The sequence below is a fragment of the Caulobacter sp. GW821-FHT10A06 genome (assembly GCF_059415805.1).
Genome location: NZ_JBWKNY010000005.1, coordinates 619,022 through 641,722 on the forward strand (window position 1 = coordinate 619,022; position 22,701 = coordinate 641,722).

The following is a 22,701-nucleotide window of genomic DNA, read 5'->3' on the forward strand; positions in this document are numbered from 1 at the left end:
AGGTCCAGCCCGATGAACGGGACCAAGGTCCTATGGGGCCAGATGATCGTCGTCTTGGCGCTGACGCTGGCTGGCGTATGGGGCGCGACGCAGTGGACGGCCTGGCGGCTGGGTTTCCAGGCCGGCTTGGGGCCGCCATGGTTCGAACTGGGTGACTGGCCGATCTATCCGCCGCCGGCCTTCTTCGTCTGGTGGTTCGTCTATGAGGCCTATGCGCCGGCGATCTTCCTACGCGGGGCCTTGATGGCCGCCGGCGGCGTCCTGGCGGCTGTCGCGGCGGCCATGGTGATGTCGATCGGCCGCGCCCGCGAGGCGTCAAATGTGACGACCTATGGCTCGGCGCGGTGGGCGAGCGCGGCGGAGGTTCGGCGCGCGGGCTTACTTGGCGAAGATGGTGTCGTCCTGGCCCGCTTGGGCGATCGCTATCTTCGACATGACGGACCTGAGCACGTCATCGTCGTCGCGCCCACGCGGTCGGGCAAGGGCGCGGGGCTTGTCGTGCCAACACTGCTGACCTGGACGGGTTCGGTCATCGTCCACGACATCAAGGGCGAGAACTGGACGCTGACGGCGGGCTGGCGCGCCAGGCTTGGCCCTGTGCTGCGCTTTGATCCGACCGACGCAGGCTCGAGCGCCTACAACCCGCTGATGGAAGTGCGGCGCGGCGAGGCCGAGGTCCGGGACGTCCAGAACATCGCCGACATCCTGGTCGATCCCGAAGGCGCGCTCGAGCGTCGCAATCACTGGGAAAAGACCAGCCACAGCCTCTTGGTCGGGGTGATCCTGCACGTGCTCTATGCCGAGGCGGACAAGACCTTGGCCGGCGTGGCCAACTTCCTTTCCGACCCACAGCGCCCGATCGAGGCTGCTCTGTCGGCGATGATGACCACCAAGCACCTGGGTGATCGCCCTCATCCGGTCGTGGCCAGCGCGGCGCGGGAGTTGCTCAACAAGTCGGAGAATGAACGCTCGGGCGTGTTGTCGACGGCGATGAGTTTCCTCGGGCTCTATCGCGACCCGGTGGTGGCCGCCGTGACCTCGCGTTGCGACTGGCGCATCGAGGATCTGGTGGGGCTGGGGCGGCCCGTCAGCCTCTACCTCGTGGTGCCGCCGTCCGACATTAGCAGGGTCAAACCGCTGATCCGCCTGATCCTGAACCAGATCGGGCGTCGCCTGACCGAAGGCTTGGCGGACGTGTCAAGGCGCCAGCATCTCCTGCTCATGTTCGACGAGTTTCGGGCGCTTGGGCGTATGGACTTTTTCGAGCAGTCCGTGGCCTTCATGGCCGGCTATCGGATCAAGGCCTTTCTGATCGCCCAGAGCCTCAATCAGATCGCCGACGCCTATGGCGAGAACAATTCCATCCTCGACAACTGTCACATCCGGGTTGCGTTCGCGACCAATGACGAGCGGACCGCGCGGCGCGTGAGCGACATGCTCGGCACGGCGACACAGCTCCGCGCGATGAAGAACTATGCCGGGGACCGGCTGGCGCTCTGGCTGGGCCATATGATGGTCAGCCGCCAGGAGACGCCGCGGCCGCTGCTCACCCCGGGCGAGGTGATGCAGTTGTCGGCCGATCAGGCGCTGGTGCTGGTCTCGGGACTGCCGCCCATCCGCGCCCACAAGATCCGCTACTGGACCGACGCGCGTCTGGCCGAGCGGGTGCTTGCGCCGCCACAGGCGCTCGCGGCGATCGCGAGCGATGTCGGCAGTCCTTGGACCAAGGTCACGGGCGGCGCCAGCCGTCCTGAGACGGGCGGGCGACCGCGGGACGAAGGCGGACTGAAACTGGAGCCGATGCTGCTGGGCGACGAGGCGGTCGCGCCGAAAACAGCGGTGGAAGAGACGCCGTGGGACGAGGTCGAGGAGGGGGGCGATGAGACCTCGCAGGCCAGTGAAGCCCAACGCCAAAGCGCGCTCGCCCGCCAGGCGGCTCTGGATCCCGACGATGGCATTCCGCTTTGAGGTCCACCCATGAAGGTTCAGACTAAGGTCTTCCTGTCGCGCGATCTCGTCCTGGCGCTGGATGGGGCAGCCAAACGCCTTCGGTGTTCGAAGTCGGAAGTCATGCAGGCGGCGCTGGCCAGTTATCTTTCACCCGACAGCGCCGAAGCCAGTGAGGCGGCGATCAGTCGTCGGCTGGATCGCATGGCGCGCGAACTCGAGCGCATTCAGCGCGACGTGACCATCACCAATGAGGCGACGGCCCTGTTCATCAAGGCCTGGCTCAGCGCCACGCCGGTCCTGGCCGAGGCTGACCAAAAGGCCCAGACCGCCAAAGGCCAGGAGCGGTATCGGGGGTTTCTCGAGGCGCTTGGGCGGCGCTTGGCGGCTGGCAGATTGCTGCGTACGGAGATCCCGGAGGACCGGGCCGATGGCGCTGGGCTGTAGCGAAAACGGTGGGCGGCCGCACTATGTGGGCCGCTGGTTCAGTCCTGTTCGCTCTCGGCCGCCAGAGCGCGGGTGAGGTCCAGGATCTGCCGACGAACGGTGTTGCGGCCGATCCGTGGAAAGAGTTCGGCCAGTTCCAGGCCCTCGGGGGTGGAGAGGAAGGCCTGGATCATGCGTCCGGCCTCCTCGGCGGCGGGATCGGGATTTTCGGCGCAGGGGTCGGCCAGCCCCTCGAAGAAGAACGACAGGTGGACCTGAAGGGCCTTAGCCGTCTCGTAGAGTTTGCTGGCGCTGACACGATTGGCGCCGCGCTCGTATTTCTGCACCTGCTGGAAGGTCAGGCCCAAGGCCGTCGCCAACTGCTCTTGGCTAAGGCCCAGCATCTTGCGGCGCATGCGCAAGCGTGCGCCGACGTGGATATCGACCGGGTTAGGACCTGGGCTCTCTGTGGGCGAGGTCATTGGCGGCTCCTAGGGCCTAGCCCCGCCAGGCGCATCGTCGCGCCAGGCCAGGACGCGCGCGCGTGCGCCGCGAGGGGTGACGACCAGCGGATAGTAGGCGGTGAGGACCGTCTGGAAGTTCTCGGGACGGGCGGTTGCGAAGACGCCGCTGATCCGCAGATCGGCGATGCGGGGATCCTCGATCACCAAGGGCGCTGCGCCATAGCGGTTCATCTCGGCCACGGCGTCAGCCAGGCGCTCGTCGCGGAAGACGAGCTGTCCGTGGTTCCAGGCCGTGTCGCGGTCGATGTCGGCGGTCGACACGCTGACAACACCGCCCGGATCGGCCACCAGGGCTTCGCCAGGAGCCATGGCTTGTCGCTCCAGCGGCAGCAGCGCGGTCAGGCCCTGGGCCTTCAAGGGATCAACGATCACGCGGCCTTCAATGAGCACCACCTTGACCCGGTCGTGGTCTAGGCGGACGTCGAAGGCCGTACCGGTGGCGGTGATGCGGCGGTCGCCGGCGGCGACCACGAACGGCCGCGTCTGATGCTTGGCGACCTCGAACAGGGCTTGGCCCTGCAGGAGCCTCACCAGCCGCTGGCGGTCATCATAGGCCACCTCGATGAGGCTGGCGGTATTGAGGGTGACGCGCGAGCCGTCGTCCAGGCGCACGCTGAGCCGCTCGCCGACCCGGCTGGCGTATCGGCGCGCAGTTACAGGGGCTTCCGCGCCTGCCGGCGTCGGGGGCGGCGCCAAGGTCGCCGGCCGCTCGCGCATCCAGGCCCAGCTTCCCGCCGCGCCGACGACGGCGAGCAGCGCTGCGGCCGCCAGCGCCCAGGCCGGCGCGCCGCGGCGAGCCGGATAGCGCGTCAGCGCCATGTCACGCAGAGCCAGGATCTCGTCGGCGCCCGCCAGGTCACCGGCCATCTCCGCAGGGCCGTCTGCTTCGGCATAGGCTGCGGCATTGGCCGGATCGGCCAACCAGGCCTGGAAGCGTGCTTCCTCGGCCGCGGAGGTTAGGCCCAGGCGCCGTCGCGCCGCCCATTGGACGGCCGCGTCACGCGGCGCGACGGGCTCGGCCCGCCGCCTGTCGAACCACGAAAGGGTCATGCCCTCTATTTCACCCGGTCGCGCAGAAACGCCACCGCCCGCATCATTTCCTTCTGGACCAGACTGACCGACAGACCCATCCGCTTGGCGATCTCGCGGGCGGGAAGCTGTTCGTAGCGGTTGAGAACGAAGATCATACGAGCGCGTTCGGGAAGCGCGCGCAGGCCGCCGAGCAGCTGCCCGTAGGCTTCCCTACCGAGTAAGATCCGTTCTGGCGAGAAGTCTTCATCGCCGGGTAGGGCGTCCGCGTCGAGTTGGGACAATTGTCCAGGCGCGACGGCTATCCGGCGCTGGTTTCGCTCGTAGTGCCGACGCAGCACATTGGCGGCGGTCTGAAAGATATAGCCCTCGATATTGTCGATGGCTTTCAGGTCGGCGCGACGCAGCAGGCGAGCAAAGACTTCCTGGGCTAGGTCGTCGACGTCGGCGGGGATGGTCACCCGGCGTCGGAAATAGGCTCGAACGGGCGCGCCATAGTCATCGGCCAATTGCTCGAGGCGGGCGCGGTCGTCGAGAGCCGTATTGGGCATAGTCGTATTGGCGGTCGTTCAAGTGTGATTCCGAATAGGCATGAGTTGCCTTGGCCTGGTGCGTGTCAATGCCGCGCCCCGCTTAGAAGAAGCAGGTCGTGCGTCATGGCCTAAGAAGGCGGCACAGTTTTCGCCGCCAAGTTGAAATGCGAAGATCGAATATCTCGTCTCTAACGCATGCTCGAGGAATTTGGACAATTGGCGAGCGATAGGCGTTGGAAATCGAATTCGACCGACGGTTGTTCTTGGCGTCTTCGAAATCCTTTGCCAAATAGCGATGGTCGCCTACCGTCGCTCTGCGATTGGCTCGCAGGCAGCACCCTGGGTAGAAAGGCGGCTCTTTCCGCCAAGAGGGGCTCAATCGCATGCGATTTGGGCCGCGAAAGAGGTTGCGGCAAGTTGTCGCAGATCAGCCGAGGCGACGCCAAGCGATCGCGACGAGAAGGCCTATTCCAGTCGCGACCCCGATCCAGAACAGCGAGCCTCGGCGACGGGGGCGCAACGCCGCGCGTCGTAGGCGCACGATCTCGGGATCATCGGCCAACGCACCTGCCGCCCGCACCGCGTGTTCAACAGCCTGGAAGGCCGCCGCGCACACCGGATCGGCGCGCCAGCGTTCGAAGGCGGCTTCGTCATCGGGCCGGTTTAAACCAAGGCGTCGGCGCGCCGACCAATAGGCCGCCGCGTCCTCGGGCCTGGCGGGCGGATTGACCGGCTCGTGACGAAAAGCGGGAAGCACGGCGACGCTCGGCTCACGTGAAAAAGATGGGGCGAAATACTACCATCGGTATAGGCGATTGTGTCGCTATCGCCAAGCTTCTGCGGCCATATGACGATCGACCTCGAAGGTTTTGGAAACTGGTGTTTCGCTCGCGGGCGAACGCGTTCAAATTATAATGAGATTATAATCTAAGTATCTGAGATTATTTCCAAGTTATCTTCGTTGTCGGAAACTACGTTTGCAACCAACCTCGTCTGGTCGCGAATGTTCGCGACGTTCAGAAGGAGGAACTGTCATGCAACGCACCGACCAATTCCGCGCCGAAGACCTGATCGACCTGGGCTCGATCACCGAAGAAACCAAGGGCGGCTTCATCGAGCCGCTCGCCGATCTGGACGTCGGCACCGGCGAGTATCGGGTCGAGCCCGGCATCTCGGCCGTCTGAGCTGGGCGATGCTCTCGAGCGCGCGGACAAGTTCCGCGCGCTCACAGCGCCCCGGCTTACCGCGCCCCGGAGAACCCGATATGGCCTATGCCTTGCGTGGCGACCTGTCCCTGGCTTTGGTCCGTGATCAGGCGATTTTCCTCGACCTGCGGGCGGGGCGGTATTTTGCTCTGCCGCCGGCGCTGAACGCCGCCTTCGTCGCCTTCGCCTCGGCCCGGGAAGCGTCGATGTGCGCGTCTGACCAGGCCGCGCTCGTCGCCTTGGTCCAGCGTGGCCTTTTGGTCGACTGCCTGGAGGCTGGTCCTCTTTCCATCGTCCGCGCGCCACCCATCACCGCGGGGCCGTTTGGAGCGCCGGCCGCTGGCCACGCCGTCTTGGTTTTGCAGGCGCTCGCCGCCCAGGCGCTGGCGGCGCTCTGGCTGAAGACCCATTCCTTCGCGACGATCATCGACGCTATTCGCCGACGCAAGGCCAGGCTCGGGCGGCGGGCGAGGACGGATCTGGATTTGCACGCCGTCTCGGACGCCTTCGCGCGCAGCAATGTTTGGTTCAGCCAACACGATCGCTGTCTGCTGCGCGCGCTGGCGCTTACCTGTTTCCTCCTCGATCGCCGCGGCGAGGTTCAGCTGTGCCTTGGCGTCAGGACGCCGTTCGCCGCGCATGCCTGGGCTCAGAGCCAGGGCAGGGTGCTGGGCGACGACGCCGAGAATGTCGAAGAATACACCCCCATCCTGGTGGTCTGATGTTCGCGCGGTTCGTCGCTCTCATCGTCCACGACACCGCCGCGGCCGCCGAGGCGATCGCGCGGTTGCAGGCCGTAACCGGGCTGGCTCTGGCTTATGAGCGCCCAGATCTCGTCGTGCTGGCCGATCGCGCCATCCTGTCTCTGGGTGAAGAAGGCGTGATCCTGGGCGCGATCTTTGCACGTGACGGCTCCTCGAGCGCCTTGAGATGTCTGTCTGCCCAAGCTTGCGAGGCGGTCGGGGCCAGCCAGGGCGCGCGGCTGATCGAGGACTACTGGGGAGGTTATGTCGCCCTGATCCGCTCGCGGTGCGCGAAGGGCGTGGTGGGTATCCGCGAGCCTTCGGCTTCCTATCCCGGATATTTTCTCGACACGCCAGCCTATACGCTTGTCGCGTCAGACTGCGCCACCTTGGTCCGAGCGCACGGCGCCGCGCCCAGGATCGACTGGTCGGAGGTGGCGCTCGCCCAGCAGAAGACCTTCGAGGCGCCGGACGCGACCTGCCTGGAGGGCGTGCGCGAGTTGAGGCCCGGCTGCAGGGCGCGGTTCTCGGCGGATACGCGCTTTGAACCGCTTTGGTCGCCCTGGTCGCATATTCGCGATCGCCTCGATCTGTCCGACGCCGATCTTGCCGCACGGATCGAGGCCACGGTCCAGACCTGCGTCGATGGCTGGGCGAGCGGCTTCCAGCATGTTTCGCTCGGCGTTTCTGGCGGTCTGGACTCCTCGGTGGTCGCCGCGAGCCTCAAGCGCGGCGGCCATAGGACGCTCTGCTATACCTTGTCGACGCGAGATCCGAGCGGTGACGAGCGGCGTTTCGCTCGTGCGCTCACCCAGCATCTGCGCTTGCCGTTGAAGGAGCGTCTCTATCAGTTGAGCGATGTCGATATCGCCCGCTCGGACGCGGCTTCGCGGCCGCGGCCAAGCGCCAATCATGTCGGTCAGGTCGTGTTGCGCACGCGAGAGCGCTTGGTTCACAGGCACGGCGTGGATGCGCACTTTGGCGGCGGAGGTGGCGACAACGTGTTCTTTCTGCTGCACTCGGCCGCGCCGCTGGTGGATCGCTTCCGCCTGGAGGGTCCAACGCGCGGACTACTGACGACGATCGGCGACATATCGGGCGTGACGAGCGCCAGCGCGTTGACGATCGTCAAGCTGGCCCTGGCGCATGCCACCCACACCCGGCTCTTCCGTCCCAAGCCCGACCTCAACCGCTTCGCGCCGGTCGAGGCCGCGCGTCTGACCGCGCGGCGCTATGCGCATCCTTGGCTCGACGCGCCGGCCGATATTGGTCCTGGCAAGGTTCGTCACGCGGCGCTGATCGCCATCGCCGAGCGCGGCGCACACGTCGATCAGGCGATAGGCGCGCCGCCGGCGATCAACCCTCTGTTGTCTCAGCCCATCGTGGAGCTGTGTCTGCGTATCCCAAGCTGGCGGTGGTTCGCTGGCGGGCAGAACCGCTCGCTGGCCCGTCGCGCCTTCGCCCCGCTCTTGCCAGAAACCGTCACCCGCCGCGCCCATAAGCGCGGCCCAGACAGCTTCTGGAGCCAGATCTACGAGGCGCACCGGCCGGCCATGCGGGAGATGCTGCTGGGAGGTGTGCTCGCCGCCAAGGGCGTCATCGATCGCGATGCGGTGGCCGTCGCGCTTGAAGCGCCTCAGGCCCCCACCAGCCTTGAACAGCGCCAGCTTCTGAACCTGACCAATACCGAGGCCTGGGCGCGCGCCTGGTGTTGAGCCGCTACGGCGCCAGGCGTGGGGCGCGTCCGGTCTGTTCGCGCAGCCGCCGCCAGCGCGCATATTGTTCGAGCTTGGCCGGATCAGGATCTTCGTCGCCGTTTAGCCAAAAGTCGAACCAGTCGATATTGCGCTGATAGACGGCGGCGCGGTGGGCTGGCTGCCATTTGTTGTGAAACTCGTCAGGGTAGATGAAGAGCTCCACTGGTTTGCCATGCTCGCGCAGCGTCGCAATCGTCGGCATCGCCGGTAAGGTCTCGCTATCGGCCGCCTGAATGAGGAGAGGCGTGTCGATCCGTGCGGCATTCTGGGCCAGGGATATGGGGGCGAAGAATGCCGCCCCGGTCGCGGGGGCCGGATAGCCGTAGCCCTTTAGGCGCTCGACGCCGGCGGGACCGACCAGCGATATTCCATACTCGTCGTCGCAGCAGCTGCTCATCGCCGCGGCTGCGTAGCGGCGGCCATTGACCAGCGCGAACTGTACAGATTGAGCGCCATTGCTAAGGCCGGTGATCCCGATCCGCGTGGTGTCGATCCCGCCCTGGGCGATGGCCTCATTGATCCCGGCCTCGAGGGAGGCGTTGACGCTTCGCAGGTCTCCCCAGTCGACCTTCTCGCGGCGATTGAGTTCGATGGGGTCGCGGCTGGGAAACAAATAGGCATAGGACGCCGGCCGATTGATCGATAGGACCGCCATGCCCTTGGCGGCCAGCAGATGGATCGGATACTCATCGCCGACTCCGCCGCGCAAAAAGCCCTTGCTGACATACTGAACGACAATGAGCGGATAGGTCTGGCCGCGTGCTGGACCAGGCGGGAGCACCAAACTGCCGCTGGCGCGCAGTCCCAGCCCGTTGCTCCAACGCAACGGGATGACCTTGCCAAATTCGATCGCCGCATACTCGGGATTGAGATCAAGCAGCGGCCGTATCTTGCCATGTTTCAGGTCGATGGCGACCAGGCGGCGCGGCTGTGTGGCCGTCTCGTGGCCGCAGACGAGATCCACGCGCGCCAGCTCGCAACCATAGAGCATGTCGTCCGTGAGGAGCAGGCGGCTTGGGCGCGGCGCTCCGGCTTGCCAGCTGTAGAGCCCGATCTGACCGCCGCGCCAGCCCTCGCGCCGCAGGTAGATGAGCCGTTCTGCGTCCAGCCACAGATCGACGATCTGGTCGCATTCGGCGCGTTGGCAGGTCAGGCTCGCGCCTCGCGTGGTCTCGAGGCGCAGACCCGTCTTGGCGTAACGTTCCGTCGGATCGCTCGAACCCGTCTCGATACGGAGATCCGCCGGCAGGTTGAAGGTCCAGGCGCGCGCTGCCGGATTGGCGGCGAAGCTGATCGCGCCCTTGGGGCGGTCCGGCTCGGCGCGGCGCGGCAGGAGCGCGCGTTCGTCGGGGCTGGCCTGTCTTGCCTCGCCGCCCGAAGGGCGGACGGCAAGGACTTCGAGCGGTACGCCGCCGGGCAGGAAGGGTTTCACGCCCACCGTGGGCACGAAGCGGCGATCGTAGAGATAACCGCCCAGCCCTTCGGCTTTCAGGCGATCAGCGGTCTCCGTCAGCCTTGGGCGGCTGGCGTAGAGAACCCAAGCGCCGTCTGGCGACCAGTCCACACTCTCGATGTCGACCGCCGAGCGGGTCACCGGCATGGCGGACGCGCCATCAAGACGCGCGATCCAGGCCTGGGTCGTGCCGGCGTCGCGGCGGAGGTAGGACAGAGCGCGGCCATCTGGCGACCAGCGGGGAATGGTTGTTTCGACATAGCCGGAGGGAAAGGCGCCCCAATCCTTGGTGCTTTGGACGCGTCGGATGAGGTCGCCGCCGACATCGAGCAACACCGGCCGCGCACTCGGGGCGATCTTCATGACGAACAAGCCCACGCAATACTGGTTCGTCACCGGATTTGCGCGTCGCGCCTGGAAGGCCACCATCGTGCGATCGGGCGAGAGGCTGAACAAGCGATCGGGAATGGACTGGTGAGGCGAGGGTTGGCCGATATCACGCAACCGCACGAGATCATCGCGCGTGATCGTACGTCGCGCGCTGCCAGCAGCGATCGCCGTCCCCTCTAAGCGGAGCTGGTCGCGGCAGTCGGTCGGCTGGGCCATGGCGGTCGAGGCGGTCGCCGCGGCCAGGCTGGCCGCGACGACAACGGCGGAACGCATCACCAACGCCGCGACACCGAAACGCTCAACACGCGGCCGGTGACGGCGAACGCGGGCGCATCGAAGCTCGTCTCGGTCGCCGAACCCGCGACCACGGTCGGCTTGGCGCCAAAGGCGTTGGCGAGCTTGACCGACAGGATCAGATCCGGCCGCGCGGTCCATTGGCCCACGAGGTCCACGAGCGTGGTGGGATCGACATCGATGATCGGCGAGACGGCCCGATAGCGCGCGGCGCCAACATAGGTCGCGTAGGCTGACAACGTCAGGCCGCCATGGTCCCAGCTGGCCCCATTGCGCGACGTGAAGTGGCGCGGCTGGTAGAAGTTGCCGGTCAAGCCAAGCGAGGCTTCGCCGGCGATGCGTGTCTGGGTGATGTCGAGATAGGTCGAGGACGAGGTGAGGCTCAGCCGATCGCCATTGTTCAAGGTCAGATGATAGTCGGCTGACAGATCAAAACCTTCGATCCGTTGCGCCGAGGCGTTGACGAACCGCTCGTCTAGAATGGCCACTACCCGCGCGGGATCGTAGGGCCCCGGCGTGGCCAGCAGCAAACCTTGCGGCGCGGTGGCGATGATGGCCGCTTGTTGGGTCGCCGTCGGATTGCGGGTGACAAGATCGGCATAGATCGGATTGGTCAAAGCGCCGGCCAAGCGCGCGATCGGCGTGATGACACGATCGCGGAAGGCGATGTGATAGTAGTTGGCGCGTAGGCGCAGACCGTGCGCCCAGGGCGGACGGTATTCGACCGAGAAGGTGCGGCTCTCGGCCCGCTCGGGCTTCAGATCCGGATTGCCGCCGGCATATTCCAGGAAGGTCGCGCCGGTAGGGAACTGTGCGCCGTAGCCGCTCACCGCGCTCAACGCCACCTGCATGCGAGAATAGCGCTGGACGAAGGTCGGGGCCTTGAACGACTTACCCCAGGAAGCCTTCAGCTCCAGCGCATCGTTTGGCGCGTAGATCAACCCCACCTTGGGCGTGGCGACCGAACCGAAGGCGTTGAAATCCTCGTAGCGCACCGCCACGTTGGCGCGCAGCGACTTTACGAAGGCGACGTTTTGCTCGGCTCCCACAAGTGGCGCGTCCAGTTCGCCAAAGGCGTAGTGGACCGTGTCGGTGCGGGCGAAGTTGGACCCGGACACCACACCGTTGGTCACCTGGCTAAGTTCGGTGCGGTTCGAACGATAACCGCCCCCCGCCGCCACCCGTAGCCGTCCGGCGGGCAGGGACAGAAGTGGTCCTTCGACGCTCAGTTCGGCGGAGCTGGACGTATTGCAATAGCACTCGGCGATGTGGCGAAAGCGGGCGCCGGCCGTGTAGTAGGCCGTGTTGCCCCGCGAACGATCCAGGCCATAGGTTCCGTATGCGCTCAGCGTCCAGTCATGGGGCAGGCGAGCTTCAAGGCTCGGCGCGACGAGGAAGCTGCGGATTGTCGGCGTGGCGACGAGACCTTGGGTTTCAACCGAAGCCCGCGTCTGTGGCGTGCGGATGACGCTATCGGTGGTGCTGTAGAGCAGGTCGATGGCGCCGCCGAGCGACGGGCCCAACTGTTGATGCGCCGAGGCGAAGAGGTTCATCCGGTTCTGATCCGGAAAGAGCGTCGTCTCCTGGCTCATCGGCGCGGCGTAGGATCGTTGGTTGGCGCGGATCTCGCTATTGCCGCTGGCGGTGAGCGCGGCGATGACACCGCCACCACGCCAGGCTAGGCCGCCGCCGATATTGATCTGGGTCTGATCGAAACCGCCGTCGAGCGAGTCGGCGTAGGTCGCGCTGGCGCTCAGGCCCGTATAATCGCGGCGGGTGACGATGTTGGCCACGCCCCCCACCGCGTCCGATCCATAGAGCGCCGAAGCGCCGTCCGGCAGGATCTCGATCCGCTCGACCGCCGCCAGGGGAATGGCGTTGATATCGACCCCGGAGTTGCGGTTGGCCGACAGCCGACGGCCGTTGAGCAGGGTGAGGGTGGCGTCCGAACCGGCGCCGCGGAGGTTTAGGGTCGAGGCGCCGTTGGCGTTGCCGCTGTTGGAGCCGGCCCGAAGGCCCGCGCCCGGGTTTTGCCCGCCCGCGAAATTCTGCGGCAGCGCCCGAACGACCTCGCCAAGATCGTGATGGCCGGCTCGATCGATCGCTTCACGCGAGACGATGATGAGCGACGAGACGGGGGGCGCGCCGCGGATCCGCGTGCCGGTGACGACGACCGCGTCGAGGACGGCGGGTTCAGCGGCCGCGGCGGCCGCGGCGTACTGGGGGCTGGCGGCCTCCACGATGACGCTGTTGAGATTGACCCGGCGAACCCCCAGACCGCTGCCATAGAGCAGGCGCTGTAAAGCGTCGTCCGGGCGATAAGGTCCGATCACCGCGGGGGCGCTTTTGCCGCGAAGCAGGGCCGCGTCAAAGACGATGTCCTGGTCGCTTTGGCGCCCGAAGGTTTCCAGCGCGCCCGCCAGGTCCTGGCCTGGGATGTCGAAACGACGGATTTCGTTGGCCCAGGCGGGGGCGGCGATCATCGCGATCGCGGCCCCCGTCAACATCCAAGTCCGAAACCCCAAACCGCGAGAACCGACCATATCCAACCCCTCCTGCGCCCGCTGTTTGCGGGTCTCATGGGGTAAGATCCGGGTCGTCGCCGATCTTTCACAAAAAAGTTCAATCCTTGTCTCGGAGGTGTGGCGGCGGCCACTGGCGGGTCAGCCGAGAACGCGGAGATGGTCGCCAGGGCGACGCGCGGCGGCGCCTTTCGGGATCACTCTGCGGAGCGGTGACGGCGCCATCGACAGGGACGAGCCGCCGATAGATTTGCGCCGCCGCCACCCGAACCTCAGGATTGATATCCAGAAGGCGTTCCTCGCCGTGCAGATAGGCGTCGAAGGCCGCATCGATCGGCCAATAGCGGTCTCTGTGGCCCTGCTCGCGGAAACGTTCAAGAAAGGCCGTTCCGTGGCCCCGATCGGCGACGGTTCGCAGGAACAATAGGAAAAAGCCGCCGTAGCTTACGTAGAAATCGTTCTCGTCGCTTCCCAGCGCCATCGCGAGGCGGTCGGTAGCGGTGTCGACATCATCGAGAAGCAGGGCCGCCAGACCTTGAAGGATCGCAGCGCCGTGCGGTGGGTGTCGACGCGCCAAGTGTTCGACGCGTTCGTCTATCGGGGCGTTGGACGGTGCGCGCATCATGTTCAGGACGAACAGATTGCTCGTGACGACGAGATCGTCGGCCCCTTGCCCTTTCGCCGCTTCATAGGCCGCTATGCCGTTATCGAGATCACACAGATAGAACGACAGGCTAAAGCCCCTTTCGCACCATTCGGACTCGTCCCGAGGGGTAAGCGTCATCGCGTGCCGGATCGCACGTCTGCCTCTCTCGGGATCATCGCCCCCATCGATCAATCGGCGTCCTAGAGCCGCCCAAAGGCAAATCGACAGTGGGTGGCGTCGCGTGCCTTCTTCCAGCGCCTCTAGGGCAGCGGCGTGACCCTGCACCCGCTCCAACAGAAGGGCGTAGTCCACCCAGGGCGAGTAGGTGCTTTCCTCGTTCTGTGCGACCTTCTCGTAGAGCTCGAGCGCTTCTAAAGCTCTTTCGGGCTGCTTCTGAACGATCCACGCCAGCTCATGAAGCAGTAAAGAGCTTTCAGGGTGTGTGTTCAGGCCCAGACGAAGGACGCGTTCGGCGCCGCGGAGATTGTCCTGCTGTTGGAGCACGATCTGGGCGTAGTCCCGGATCGCGAACTCGGCGATCTCATTCGTGCTCATCGCGCGGTCAAACGCAGCGTCGGCCTCCTCGGCGCGACCGGTTTTGGCCAGGAGGCACGCCAGGTAATACCAATTGTCGACATCATCCGGCGCCAGGGCGATGGCCTGACGATAGGCGTCTTCGACGTCGGGCGTGGGACCTGAAACGTTCGACAGCGCTCGCGCGAAGTTGCGAAGGCATTGGCTTGACTGCGGATTGGCCAGCTTGGCTCGGCGCGCAATGTCCAGGACTTCAACAGGGTCGCGCGAAGTGTCCGGCAGGTAGAGCAAGTTGTTCCAAGCGAGAACATAGGTCGGATCGTTCGCTACGGCTTGTTCGAGCAGCGCGATGCCCTCGGCATCCCCGCGGCTCCGACCTAGGAGCAAGGCGGCGAGATTGTTCAAGGCAGCCTGCTGGTTGGGCTCGATGCTCAAGGTGCGGCGATAGGCAGCCTCCACCTCATCCGTATCGCCGTCCATCCGCGAAAGACGATAGCCGAGGCTAAACCACGCCAGGCTGTTGTTGGGCTCCAGACGCGTCGCCTCGCGCAGATCGGCCTCGGCCTGGAGGTTCTCCGTCTCGGAAAATCCTGCGAGGCGTCCTCTGTTCATCCGAGGCAGAAAGTCCGCAGGTGAGAGCTCTATGGCCGTCGTGAAGGCGGTGCGCCCCTCCTCGGCGTCTCCAAGTTCGCTCCGCACCAAGCCAAGATTGTTCCAGGCCTTGGCGTGACGCGGCTCGAGCTCAAGGACCTTGCGAAAGGCTCTTTCGGCGCTCGGACGATCTTGGAGTTCGCGATAAAGCAAAACGCCCTGTTCATTCCAATCCGCGGCGGTGGACGGCAATGGCAGGTCGGATATGTCAATCGGCGAGCCCCCTTGCGTCGCGGCTTGGCGGGCATGTTCGACGGCCTGATGGCCCATGAGGTTGCGCCACGCCCTGTCTTCGAAGGCGTCGGTGAGGGCGGTGTAGTATTCGTTTTGCCCGCCAGGATCGCTTCCCTTCCGCCGCAGGAGTCTGCGAGCGTACTCGGTGAGCTGCTTGGGCGTGTAGAAGGTTCGAAAGAACTCGGTCAGCCAGCGAAGCCTGGAGCGCTGGCGGCGGGGGCCGTGGCGCATCAAATACCAGATGTTGAAGAAGCGCTCGCTCAGCTGAAAGCCCAACTTGCTGGTGGAGGAGAGCGGCGTCGTCTCGACGACGCCGTCTTTGCGGAGGCGATCAAGCTGGGTGGAAGTGGCGGAAGTCTCCAGGCCCGCGGCGAGCGCGACATCAGCCGCGGTCATCGGATTCCAGGCCAAGGCTAGGGCGTCCAGAACGACACGGGTCTGCGGCGCGAGATCCTCTACCCGGGCCTTGTAGAGCACGGTCACCTGGTCCAGCAGGCCCTCTAGATGCGAGAACACGTCCCCGCCGGGATCGAGCTCGAGCATCAGATAAATGATGTGTAGGGTTCGCGGATTACCGCCCGTCAGATTGTGCAACGTGGCGATGCGGCTAGGATCCTCGGTGAGCATCGCCAGCACGTTGGCGCCGTCTTCGCCGCGCTGGAGCGCCTTTCGGCGAAGGCAGGTGAGAAGCTCTGAGGCCGATAGCTTCTCAAGGACCTCGAGCTGGAAGAAGTCATAGAAAGCGGTTTGCTTGCCGCTCATGGCCTCGAGATAGACCGACGAGGCGCCCACCAGGACGATGCCGCCCGGTTCCTGCAGCACCCTTCGCAGATCCCATTGGTAGCGCAGGAGGCCGTTGAGGATGATGTCCAGATTGTCGACGAACAGGATCGGTCGCCGCCCTTCGGCTCGAACCCATTGTTTGAACACCGCGAGCGCGGCTTCACCCTTGGCGTCCTTTGTTAGCGACGAGACGCGGTGAATATCGGCGTCCAGCGCGGCGGCCCGCTCGTGATCGCCTCGCGCGTCGAAAAGATCGCCTAAGGCGTCCAGGCAGTTGCACCAGAAGATGTGCAGGTTGTGGACGTTGTATTGTTCCTCGCGAAAGGACAGCGGCAATACGGTGTCCCGCAAACCAGGTTCCTGACCGACCGCGATCGCTAGGCGGCGTAGGAGACTGGTCTTGCCCATGCCGCGCTGACCCAGGATCAGATGATGATGCGTCAACCCACCGGGCGTGATCTCGCGTAAGCGCGACAGCATCGTCTCTGTCTGCTGCTCGCGCGCAACGTAGCCGCTGAGAAATTCCTCTTCCCGTAGGGCCGCTGGATTGTAGAGCGCGAAGTTGAGCTTGGCGTTCATGCCGCCACCTCTTCGAGCACGACATAGCGACGCCACCATTCGCGCAACAGGCTCATCCGGAAGCTAAAACCTCCGATGTGTTGGACGAGATAACCATCACCCGTCAAAGCGTCGAGTTGGGCCCGTAGGTCGGTTCGAGAGAGGCTTGGATTGATCGCGTGAAGCGCGGCCAGAATGCCCTCGAAGGGGATCGGCGTGGGGTGTTTGGCGACCACTTCCAGGATCAGGTGCAAGCTATCTCGCTCCACCGGCGGGTAGTTTCGATCTAGGTGCTCGCGCCAAGCCGCCCAGTAGAGTCGTTTGCCTAGATCCAGCAGTTGATCCATCGCTGTTTCGGCCGCCGCCGCGTCGATCACGCCGCCAGGACCGACGCGCCCGCAGGCGTCTTCGGTGATGCGGGTGAGATAGTAAGGCGAGAGCCAGCCTAGGCGGGTTATGATGGCGTCGCTCGCGGCGTGCGTCAGGACGTGTCCGCGCTTTGCGGCGAGATCCTCGAGAAACCGCCGCGCCGTGGCCGGATCAAAGGCTGGCAGCGTGGTGGAGGTCAGGTCGTTGAGAGCGCCCTCGACCTGATGTCGGCGGGCCTGGACATCGAGGCCCACCGAGCCGGTGTAGAGCCACCGAATATCGTGATGTCCTTGGCGGACGCCGCGCCACCAGTAGAGGAATTGGCTTGCACGCTCTGGGCCTGAGGTCTTGATCAGCGCCTGGATAAACACGGGCAATTCGTCCACCAGAATGAGCCAGGGCGGTCCGTCCCGGTGTTCATTCAGGTGGGCGAGCAGCAGGTTTGCGAATTCCTGCCAGTCGACGTCGATCAGCCATTGGCGCCAGTCCCGGACCTCAACCCCATCGCCGCGCAAGACGCGATTAAGGCGGTGCGAAAAAGCGGCCAAGATCCTGGCGCCAGGCCCCAGGTCCTCCTGGATTTGGTTGCAGAGATTTCGAAAGAGGGCCTTCTCGTCCTTCAGGCCCTGCACATCGAGCAGCACGGCGCGATAGCCGCGGGACGGCGCTGTTTCTCGCAAGTGATTGAGAAGCACCGTCTTGCCCACCCGGCGAGGGGCCAGCAGCAGGATGTTTTCGCCGCTGTCCAGCATGCGCCAGAGGGCGTTGGCTTCTTCATCGCGACCAAAGCATCTCACGGGAGTTCTCCCAGGCTGCGGCTCACAACAGAACTGTTGCACAACAAGATTGTTGTGTAAATTCCCTCCTGAAGGTGCGAGTGAACTAAGGCTTCCGACGGCCAGGCCAGGCCAGGCCAGGCGCTGTCGCGAGGCGAACTCGGGAGGGGGCTAGCTTCCTCCAACCAGGGCGTGTAGAATCTGTTTCCGTATTGTTCTGGTCGTCGAAAGCGTCCCATGGCCAAGCCCGAGCATCATCGCGCCGCCCGCGCCGAAGAGGCGCTTGCCATGCAACGGACCGCAGGCGACACCAACGCCATGGCCAACACCCTTGACCACTTGCCCGCTGGCAAGCAGCGTGAACTGGCTCTCGTTGCCGATATCCTCAAGGAGGCCTTCGCCGAGGAGGTCGCCAAGCGCACGGGCTTGCTTGGCCAAGGCAAAATCCTCAACATCATTCTGTTCGGAAGCTACGCGCGGGGCGACTGGGTCGAGGATCCCGCTGGCCGCTACTTCTCGGACTATGATCTTCTGGTCGTGGTCGATCAGGAGAAGCTGGCTGATACCCTGGAGTTTTGGGCCGGCGCCGAGGCGCGCCTGCTAAGCGAGTTCTCCGGGGGGCAGCGCCTGCGCACGCCTGTCAACTTCATCGTCCATGACCTCGACGATGTCTCCGACCAGTTGGCACGGGGGCGCTACTTCTTCGTCGATATTTTGCGCGATGGCGTCACGCTTTTCGAGGAGCCGGGTCACGAACTGCCGCAGCCGACGCCGCTGTCGCCCGAGGCGGCGTTAACTGAGAGCTCGGGCTACTATCGGGAATGGTTTGAGAGCGCGTCGGGCTTTCTCGACACCGCGCGATATGTGGCGGGCCAAGGCAGGGAGAAGGAAGCTGCTTTCCAGTTCCACCAGGCTGTAGAGCGCCTTTATTACTGCCTGCTCCTTGTTGTTTCCCTTTATGCGCCCAAGTCGCACAATCTCGTTCGCTTGCGCGCCTTGTCCGAGCCGTTCGATGCGCGCCTTGCGGAGGTTTGGCCGACGGAGACCAAGTTCCAGAAGCGCTGTTTCGAACTGCTGCGCGCGGCCTATGTGAAGGCGCGCTATTCGCCGCACTACACGATTACCGCCGAGGAGTTGGGCTGGATCCAAGAGCGCATCGAGCACTTGCGATCGGTGGTGCGGGAGCTTTGTGAAGCAAGGCTTGCCCAGCTGAAGGAGGCCGCTGGCTAAGCTTCCCGTCCATTGCCCTCAAGGCCCCGTGTGAGCGTCTGCGGACTGCCCGGTTTTGACCGGGGAGGCGTGAGACACGAGGAGACGAGCCATGGACACCGACCCTCAGGACGGGCGCGACCCGATCGACGTCTTTGTCGGTACGAGGCTTCGTGTGCTGCGTAAGGCACACGGCTTTAGCCAGCAGACGCTGGCCGCGCGGCTGGGTGTCAGCTTTCAGCAGGTGCAGAAGTACGAGAAGGGCGCCAACCGGATCAGCGCGGCCATGCTCTATCGGATCGCGGCGTTGCTTGGCTTGCCGATCGGTGCGCTATTCGAAGGTTTGCCGGCGGAGCTGGTCCTGCCGTTTGGCGCGCCGCCGCGCGGGGAGACCGCGCCAGGGCTTCACGCCCTTCTGGAGGCTGCGGGAGGTCCCAGCTTGGCCGAGACTTATCTGCGCATACCTGCGGCTCTGCGTGGGCCTTTGCTCGATATCGCCCGTGTCATGGCGCAGGTAGGTCCTGTGCCCGCCAACCCGCAGTCTCAGGCTGATCCGGCGGCGACGATCGAGCCGATGTCGTCTCGGCCGCGCCCACGGCTGGCGGCCTCGGCCTCTTGAGCGCGCCAGAGCCGCGCATAGAGACCATCGCCAGCGAGCAGGGCCGGGTGGTCACCGCGTTCTACGATACGCCCGGCCTCCAGCACGAGGATCTCGTCGACGCCGGATAATGCGGAAAGTCGGTGTGTGACGATCAGGCATGTTGCTTGCCGTGAAAGTCCGCTCATGGCGCGCCAGACCGCCTGCTCGGTCTCCGGATCGAGCGCGGCGGTGGCCTCGTCGAAGATCACCAGCCGGGCGCCCTTGAGCGCCGCGCGGGCGATGGCGACGCGTTGCTTTTCGCCACCCGAAAGCTTGAGGCCTCGCTCGCCGACGTGGCTGTCGAGGCCGTCGGGCAGCCGGTCGAGCAAAGGGCCCAGGCGCGCGGTGCGCGCGGCGGCCAGGATGGCGGCGCGATCGGCGCCCTCTCGCGCCAGGGCGATATTCTCGGCGATGGTGTCGTTGAGCAGAATGGTGTCCTGCGAAACCAGCGCTACCTGCTCGCGCACGCTGGACAGGGGCAGGTTCGGTAGCGCCTGGTCGTCGAGCCTGATCGTTCCGGCGGTCGGCTCGAACAGGCGTAGCACCAGGCGAAGCAGCGAGGACTTGCCTGCGCCTGAGGGGCCGACAATGGCCACGCGCGCGCCGGGCCGGATGGAGAAGCTGATCTCGCTTAGGATCGCTTTGCCGCCAACCTCGAACGCGACGTTCTCGAAGGTCAGCGCCGCTGGTCCTGAACTGGGTGTATTTTTGGCGACGCGTCCGATGGTCGTGTCCGCTGCGGCTTCAGCAGGTCGCGCAAGCAGATCGAACAGGCGCTCCAGATAGGCTTGTCCCTGGCCGATGTCGCGCATGGCAAAGCCCAGCATCTCCAAGGGGCGAATGAGCTGGAGCACATAGGTGTTGACCATCACGAAGGCGCCCAGGCTCATCGACCCGCGGGCGACGGCGAAGATGGCGAGACCAAGGACGCCGCCCAGGGCCAGCGCGAACACGCCGGCCACGGCCAAGCCGTTTTGTAGCCGGCGATCAAACACCACCCGCCAACGCTGTTCGGCCGCGCTCAAGAGCGCATCGTGCCGTCGAACATAGCGGCCTTCGGCCTGGTAGGTCTTGATTGCCTCGATGTTCATCAGGCCGTCGACCGTGACGCCGCCGACATCGATCTGCGCGGCGGAGACGCCGCGCGCGGCGGCCTGAATTCTGGAGACGCTCCAGGCGAAGACCGTTGCATACGCCAAGACTGCGGCAAACAGGGCCAAGCCCATGTGGGGGCCCAACACCACAGCCAGGACGCTGCCGACGACGAGGATTTGCACGAATATCGGCGCGATGGAGATTACCAGGTGGGTAAGGATCAGTCTCGCACCCGCGACACCTTCGGCGAGCGTCTGGGAAAAGCCGCCCGACTTGCCGTCGAGGTGAACTCCCAGAGGCAGGGTGAGGATATGGGCGAAGGCCTGGCTATTGAGCCGGCGGATCAGCCGCTGCTCTCCCATGGCATAGGCCAGGGCTTGGACCTGCTCGCAGAGGCGTTGAAAGAGGAGGGCGCCGACATAGGTCGACAAGGCCAGCAATGCAGGGGCCATGTTGATCGTAACCTGCCCGCCCGTTGGGACGGTTAAGTCATCGACAAGCGTCTTGAGGGCCAGGGGCGCTAGGCTCGCGGCCAGGCCGCCCAAGCACACGACAAGTAGGGCAAGTCCCAGCCATATCAAAGCGGCGGTGTCGACCAGGCGCGGCGCCCACCTCAGGCCCAGATCCAACCGGGTCCGCCAAGCGCTCACCGATGGGGCGAAGGGCTGGGTCATCGCGATACGCTAGTGTTCGGCGCCTGTGATGACGACGATTATAATCTCATTGCTCAGCACGGCGGCTGGAGCTGTCCGTCAACGGACTATCCTCAGGTGAAATCGCCGAGCACGTTGTTGCCTATAGGTTGTATTTCTCGTACGCTTAGCCATTGCGCGTGCGGGTGGCTTAAGGACAGGCGATGACCCGATACCTCATTTCTCGGGAGATCGCGGGGAAGTCGGCGACCGCGTTCGAGCATCTTCGTCAGATGGCGCTGGAAGGCGAGCTGCCCTTGGGGCGGCGCCTGGCCCCCCAGGATTTGGCCAGCTACTTCGGGGTCAGTGCTTCACCCGTCCGTGACGCTCTGATGCGCTTGTCGACCGAAGGCCTCATCGAGTGGAAGATGAGCCAAGGCTTTTTCAGCAAGCCCTTCGATGTGGAGGAACAGCGTCAGTTGCATGAGGCGCTGTTGGTGCTCGTCGGCAGCGCGCTCGATCGTCTTGCGCCCGAACCACCGGCCGACCTGTTGATCCGCTTGGCGGATGTCGAGGGTTCGGCCACCCTGACGGTGGCTATGTTGGAGGATCATCTTCGGGCGCTGACGGCCGCGGCCGGCAACCGTGTGATGGCGGACATGGCCTGGTCGCTAATCGATCGGACGCACCTGCCGCGCAAGCTCGACCTGCAAGCTGCCGCTGGCCCGGGCTTAACCGAAGGGTTGCGGGCGATCGCCAGCACGCTTCTGGAGGGGGATGCGCGTAAGGCCCGGCAGGTCGCCACGCGTTTGATCGAGGGGCGTATCACCCGGTTGCCAGACCTGGTCGACCAGGCCAACGCCAAGGGGCTGCGCGCCAAGTTGTTCTAGGCGCCGGCGCTCAATTGCGCGCCAGCGCGCTATCCTGCTGCAACATCGCCACGAGGGTCGGCGCTAGACGACCGCGCCGCTTATGATAGGCGCCGATGGTCCGATCGAGCGCATTGTGAGCGCCCTGTTCCAACAGACTGCGCATGGTCGCGAGTTCGCCGTCGAGGTCAGGTATTAGTTGCGGCTCCAGCCGGCGCGCCAGGCGCAGTCGTTCGGTTACCAGCACGATCGCTCGCGCATACTCGACATTGCCCGCGGCGCCGATCGCGACGAATAACTGCTCGGTCTCTCTGAGGACAGACGCGCCGCCTGATCCATTCCAGGACGCGATCTCTGGCGCGCGGGGCGCGAGAAGCGATGTCGAAGTCGAAGCAAGCTTCAGGGCATGGCTCAAGAGGCCCCGTGACAGGTCGTAGAGCGCTCGCAGACTGTTCTCGGTTACGAGCGGCGCCATGAACCCTTCATTTGATCGGGCTTCGATGAAGCGTTCACCGGCAAGCCGAGCAAGCGCTGCGCGAACCGGAGTGATGCTCCAGAAGTAGCGCTCGGCGAGCGCTGCGGCTTCCAGTCGCTCGCCTGGGCGATAGGCCCCCTCGAGCAGTTGGGCCTTAATGGCGTCGTAGGCTTGGTCGCTGATCGAAAACCGTCCCACCACGTTGGGCGCTCCCTCTTGGACCCGGCCTACAAGGACGCGTCGTCTGTGACGTCGCGTACAGCCGCCTGGGTCGGTACGTCCCCGCACCTCCAGTAGTCCAAGCTTCACTCACGCGGGCTGGCTCGTGAAGCGATATATTTGATAATATATTGTGAGTGTAATGTCGGGATGGCGACGGTGTAATTCTAAGCCGCTAGGAAAAATTT

The 22,701-nt window shown here is 64.9% G+C and carries 18 protein-coding genes; 8 read left to right on the plus strand and 10 right to left on the minus strand.

Annotation, left to right across the window (positions count from 1 at the left end; genetic code table 11):
• Positions 1-12: 12 nt before the first annotated feature.
• Positions 13-1,968 (plus strand): conjugal transfer protein TraG, encoded by a 1,956-nt coding sequence (locus AC07NF_RS17850; RefSeq protein ID WP_494628732.1) that lies wholly within the window; start codon positions 13-15, stop codon positions 1,966-1,968.
• A gap of 9 nt (positions 1,969-1,977) precedes the next feature.
• Positions 1,978-2,394 (plus strand): CopG family transcriptional regulator, encoded by a 417-nt coding sequence (locus AC07NF_RS17855; protein ID WP_494628731.1) that lies wholly within the window; start codon positions 1,978-1,980, stop codon positions 2,392-2,394.
• Between the two features lie 38 nt (positions 2,395-2,432).
• Here the strand turns inward: AC07NF_RS17855 and AC07NF_RS17860 are convergent, their stop codons facing one another.
• The 4 genes from AC07NF_RS17860 to AC07NF_RS17875 form a co-directional block, all read right to left on the minus strand.
• Positions 2,433-2,855, minus strand: a complete 423-nt coding sequence (locus AC07NF_RS17860) for a helix-turn-helix domain-containing protein (RefSeq protein WP_494628730.1) — start codon at positions 2,853-2,855, stop codon at positions 2,433-2,435.
• 9 nt (positions 2,856-2,864) lie between these two features.
• On the minus strand, positions 2,865-3,947 hold the full coding sequence (locus AC07NF_RS17865) for a FecR family protein (protein WP_494628729.1): 1,083 nt from the start codon (positions 3,945-3,947) through the stop codon (positions 2,865-2,867).
• A 5-nt stretch (positions 3,948-3,952) separates the two neighbouring features.
• Positions 3,953-4,477 (minus strand): RNA polymerase sigma factor, encoded by a 525-nt coding sequence (locus AC07NF_RS17870; protein ID WP_494628728.1) that lies wholly within the window; start codon positions 4,475-4,477, stop codon positions 3,953-3,955.
• 409 nt (positions 4,478-4,886) lie between these two features.
• The gene (locus AC07NF_RS17875) at positions 4,887-5,216 is read right to left on the minus strand and encodes a hypothetical protein (RefSeq protein ID WP_494628727.1); all 330 of its coding nucleotides are present in this window, start codon (positions 5,214-5,216) and stop codon (positions 4,887-4,889) included.
• Positions 5,217-5,493: 277 nt separating this feature from the next.
• On the opposite strand from AC07NF_RS17875, the gene AC07NF_RS17880 reads away from it, so the two are divergent.
• The 3 genes from AC07NF_RS17880 to AC07NF_RS17890 all read left to right on the plus strand — a co-directional run bounded on the left by AC07NF_RS17880 (position 5,494) and on the right by AC07NF_RS17890 (position 8,122).
• A complete protein-coding gene (locus AC07NF_RS17880; RefSeq protein WP_494628726.1) occupies positions 5,494-5,643 on the plus strand; it encodes a hypothetical protein in 150 nt (49 codons plus the stop codon).
• A gap of 80 nt (positions 5,644-5,723) precedes the next feature.
• Positions 5,724-6,386: a lasso peptide biosynthesis B2 protein gene (locus tag AC07NF_RS17885; RefSeq protein ID WP_494628725.1), complete on the plus strand. Its 663-nt coding sequence runs from the start codon at positions 5,724-5,726 to the stop codon at positions 6,384-6,386.
• Positions 6,386-8,122, plus strand: a complete 1,737-nt coding sequence (locus tag AC07NF_RS17890; RefSeq protein WP_494628724.1) for an asparagine synthase-related protein — start codon at positions 6,386-6,388, stop codon at positions 8,120-8,122. Before AC07NF_RS17885 ends, AC07NF_RS17890 begins: the two co-directional genes overlap by 1 nt.
• A gap of 4 nt (positions 8,123-8,126) precedes the next feature.
• Here AC07NF_RS17890 and AC07NF_RS17895 read toward each other — a convergent pair whose 3' ends face one another.
• From AC07NF_RS17895 to AC07NF_RS17910, 4 genes are all read right to left on the minus strand, one after another.
• Positions 8,127-10,280, minus strand: a complete 2,154-nt coding sequence (locus AC07NF_RS17895) for an Atxe2 family lasso peptide isopeptidase (RefSeq protein ID WP_494628723.1) — start codon at positions 10,278-10,280, stop codon at positions 8,127-8,129.
• Complete coding sequence (locus tag AC07NF_RS17900) at positions 10,280-12,784, minus strand: TonB-dependent receptor domain-containing protein (RefSeq protein ID WP_494628722.1); 2,505 nt, start codon at positions 12,782-12,784, stop codon at positions 10,280-10,282. The genes AC07NF_RS17895 and AC07NF_RS17900 overlap by 1 nt, the downstream gene beginning before the upstream one ends.
• A gap of 139 nt (positions 12,785-12,923) precedes the next feature.
• The gene (locus AC07NF_RS17905; protein WP_494628721.1) at positions 12,924-16,250 is read right to left on the minus strand and encodes a tetratricopeptide repeat protein; all 3,327 of its coding nucleotides are present in this window, start codon (positions 16,248-16,250) and stop codon (positions 12,924-12,926) included.
• The gene (locus tag AC07NF_RS17910) at positions 16,247-17,395 is read right to left on the minus strand and encodes an AAA family ATPase (protein ID WP_494628720.1); all 1,149 of its coding nucleotides are present in this window, start codon (positions 17,393-17,395) and stop codon (positions 16,247-16,249) included. The genes AC07NF_RS17905 and AC07NF_RS17910 overlap by 4 nt, the downstream gene beginning before the upstream one ends.
• 216 nt (positions 17,396-17,611) lie before the next feature.
• On the opposite strand from AC07NF_RS17910, the gene AC07NF_RS17915 reads away from it, so the two are divergent.
• Both AC07NF_RS17915 and AC07NF_RS17920 read left to right on the plus strand, forming a co-directional pair.
• Positions 17,612-18,604 carry a HEPN domain-containing protein gene (locus AC07NF_RS17915; protein ID WP_494628719.1) on the plus strand — a complete coding sequence of 331 codons (993 nt, stop codon included), beginning with the start codon at positions 17,612-17,614 and terminating at the stop codon, positions 18,602-18,604.
• Positions 18,605-18,695: 91 nt separating this feature from the next.
• The gene (locus AC07NF_RS17920; RefSeq protein WP_494628718.1) at positions 18,696-19,202 is read left to right on the plus strand and encodes a helix-turn-helix domain-containing protein; all 507 of its coding nucleotides are present in this window, start codon (positions 18,696-18,698) and stop codon (positions 19,200-19,202) included.
• Here AC07NF_RS17920 and AC07NF_RS17925 read toward each other — a convergent pair.
• Entirely contained in the window at positions 19,127-20,947 is a 1,821-nt protein-coding gene (locus AC07NF_RS17925; protein WP_494628717.1) for an ATP-binding cassette domain-containing protein, read from the minus strand. The genes AC07NF_RS17920 and AC07NF_RS17925 overlap by 76 nt on opposite strands.
• 227 nt (positions 20,948-21,174) lie before the next feature.
• Between AC07NF_RS17925 and AC07NF_RS17930 the strand changes: the two genes are divergently transcribed.
• Positions 21,175-21,840, plus strand: coding sequence for a GntR family transcriptional regulator (locus AC07NF_RS17930; protein ID WP_494628716.1), 666 nt, complete (start codon positions 21,175-21,177; stop codon positions 21,838-21,840).
• A 10-nt stretch (positions 21,841-21,850) separates the two neighbouring features.
• Here AC07NF_RS17930 and AC07NF_RS17935 read toward each other — a convergent pair whose 3' ends face one another.
• Entirely contained in the window at positions 21,851-22,495 is a 645-nt protein-coding gene (locus AC07NF_RS17935; protein ID WP_494628715.1) for a GntR family transcriptional regulator, read from the minus strand.
• Positions 22,496-22,701 lie beyond the last annotated feature (206 nt).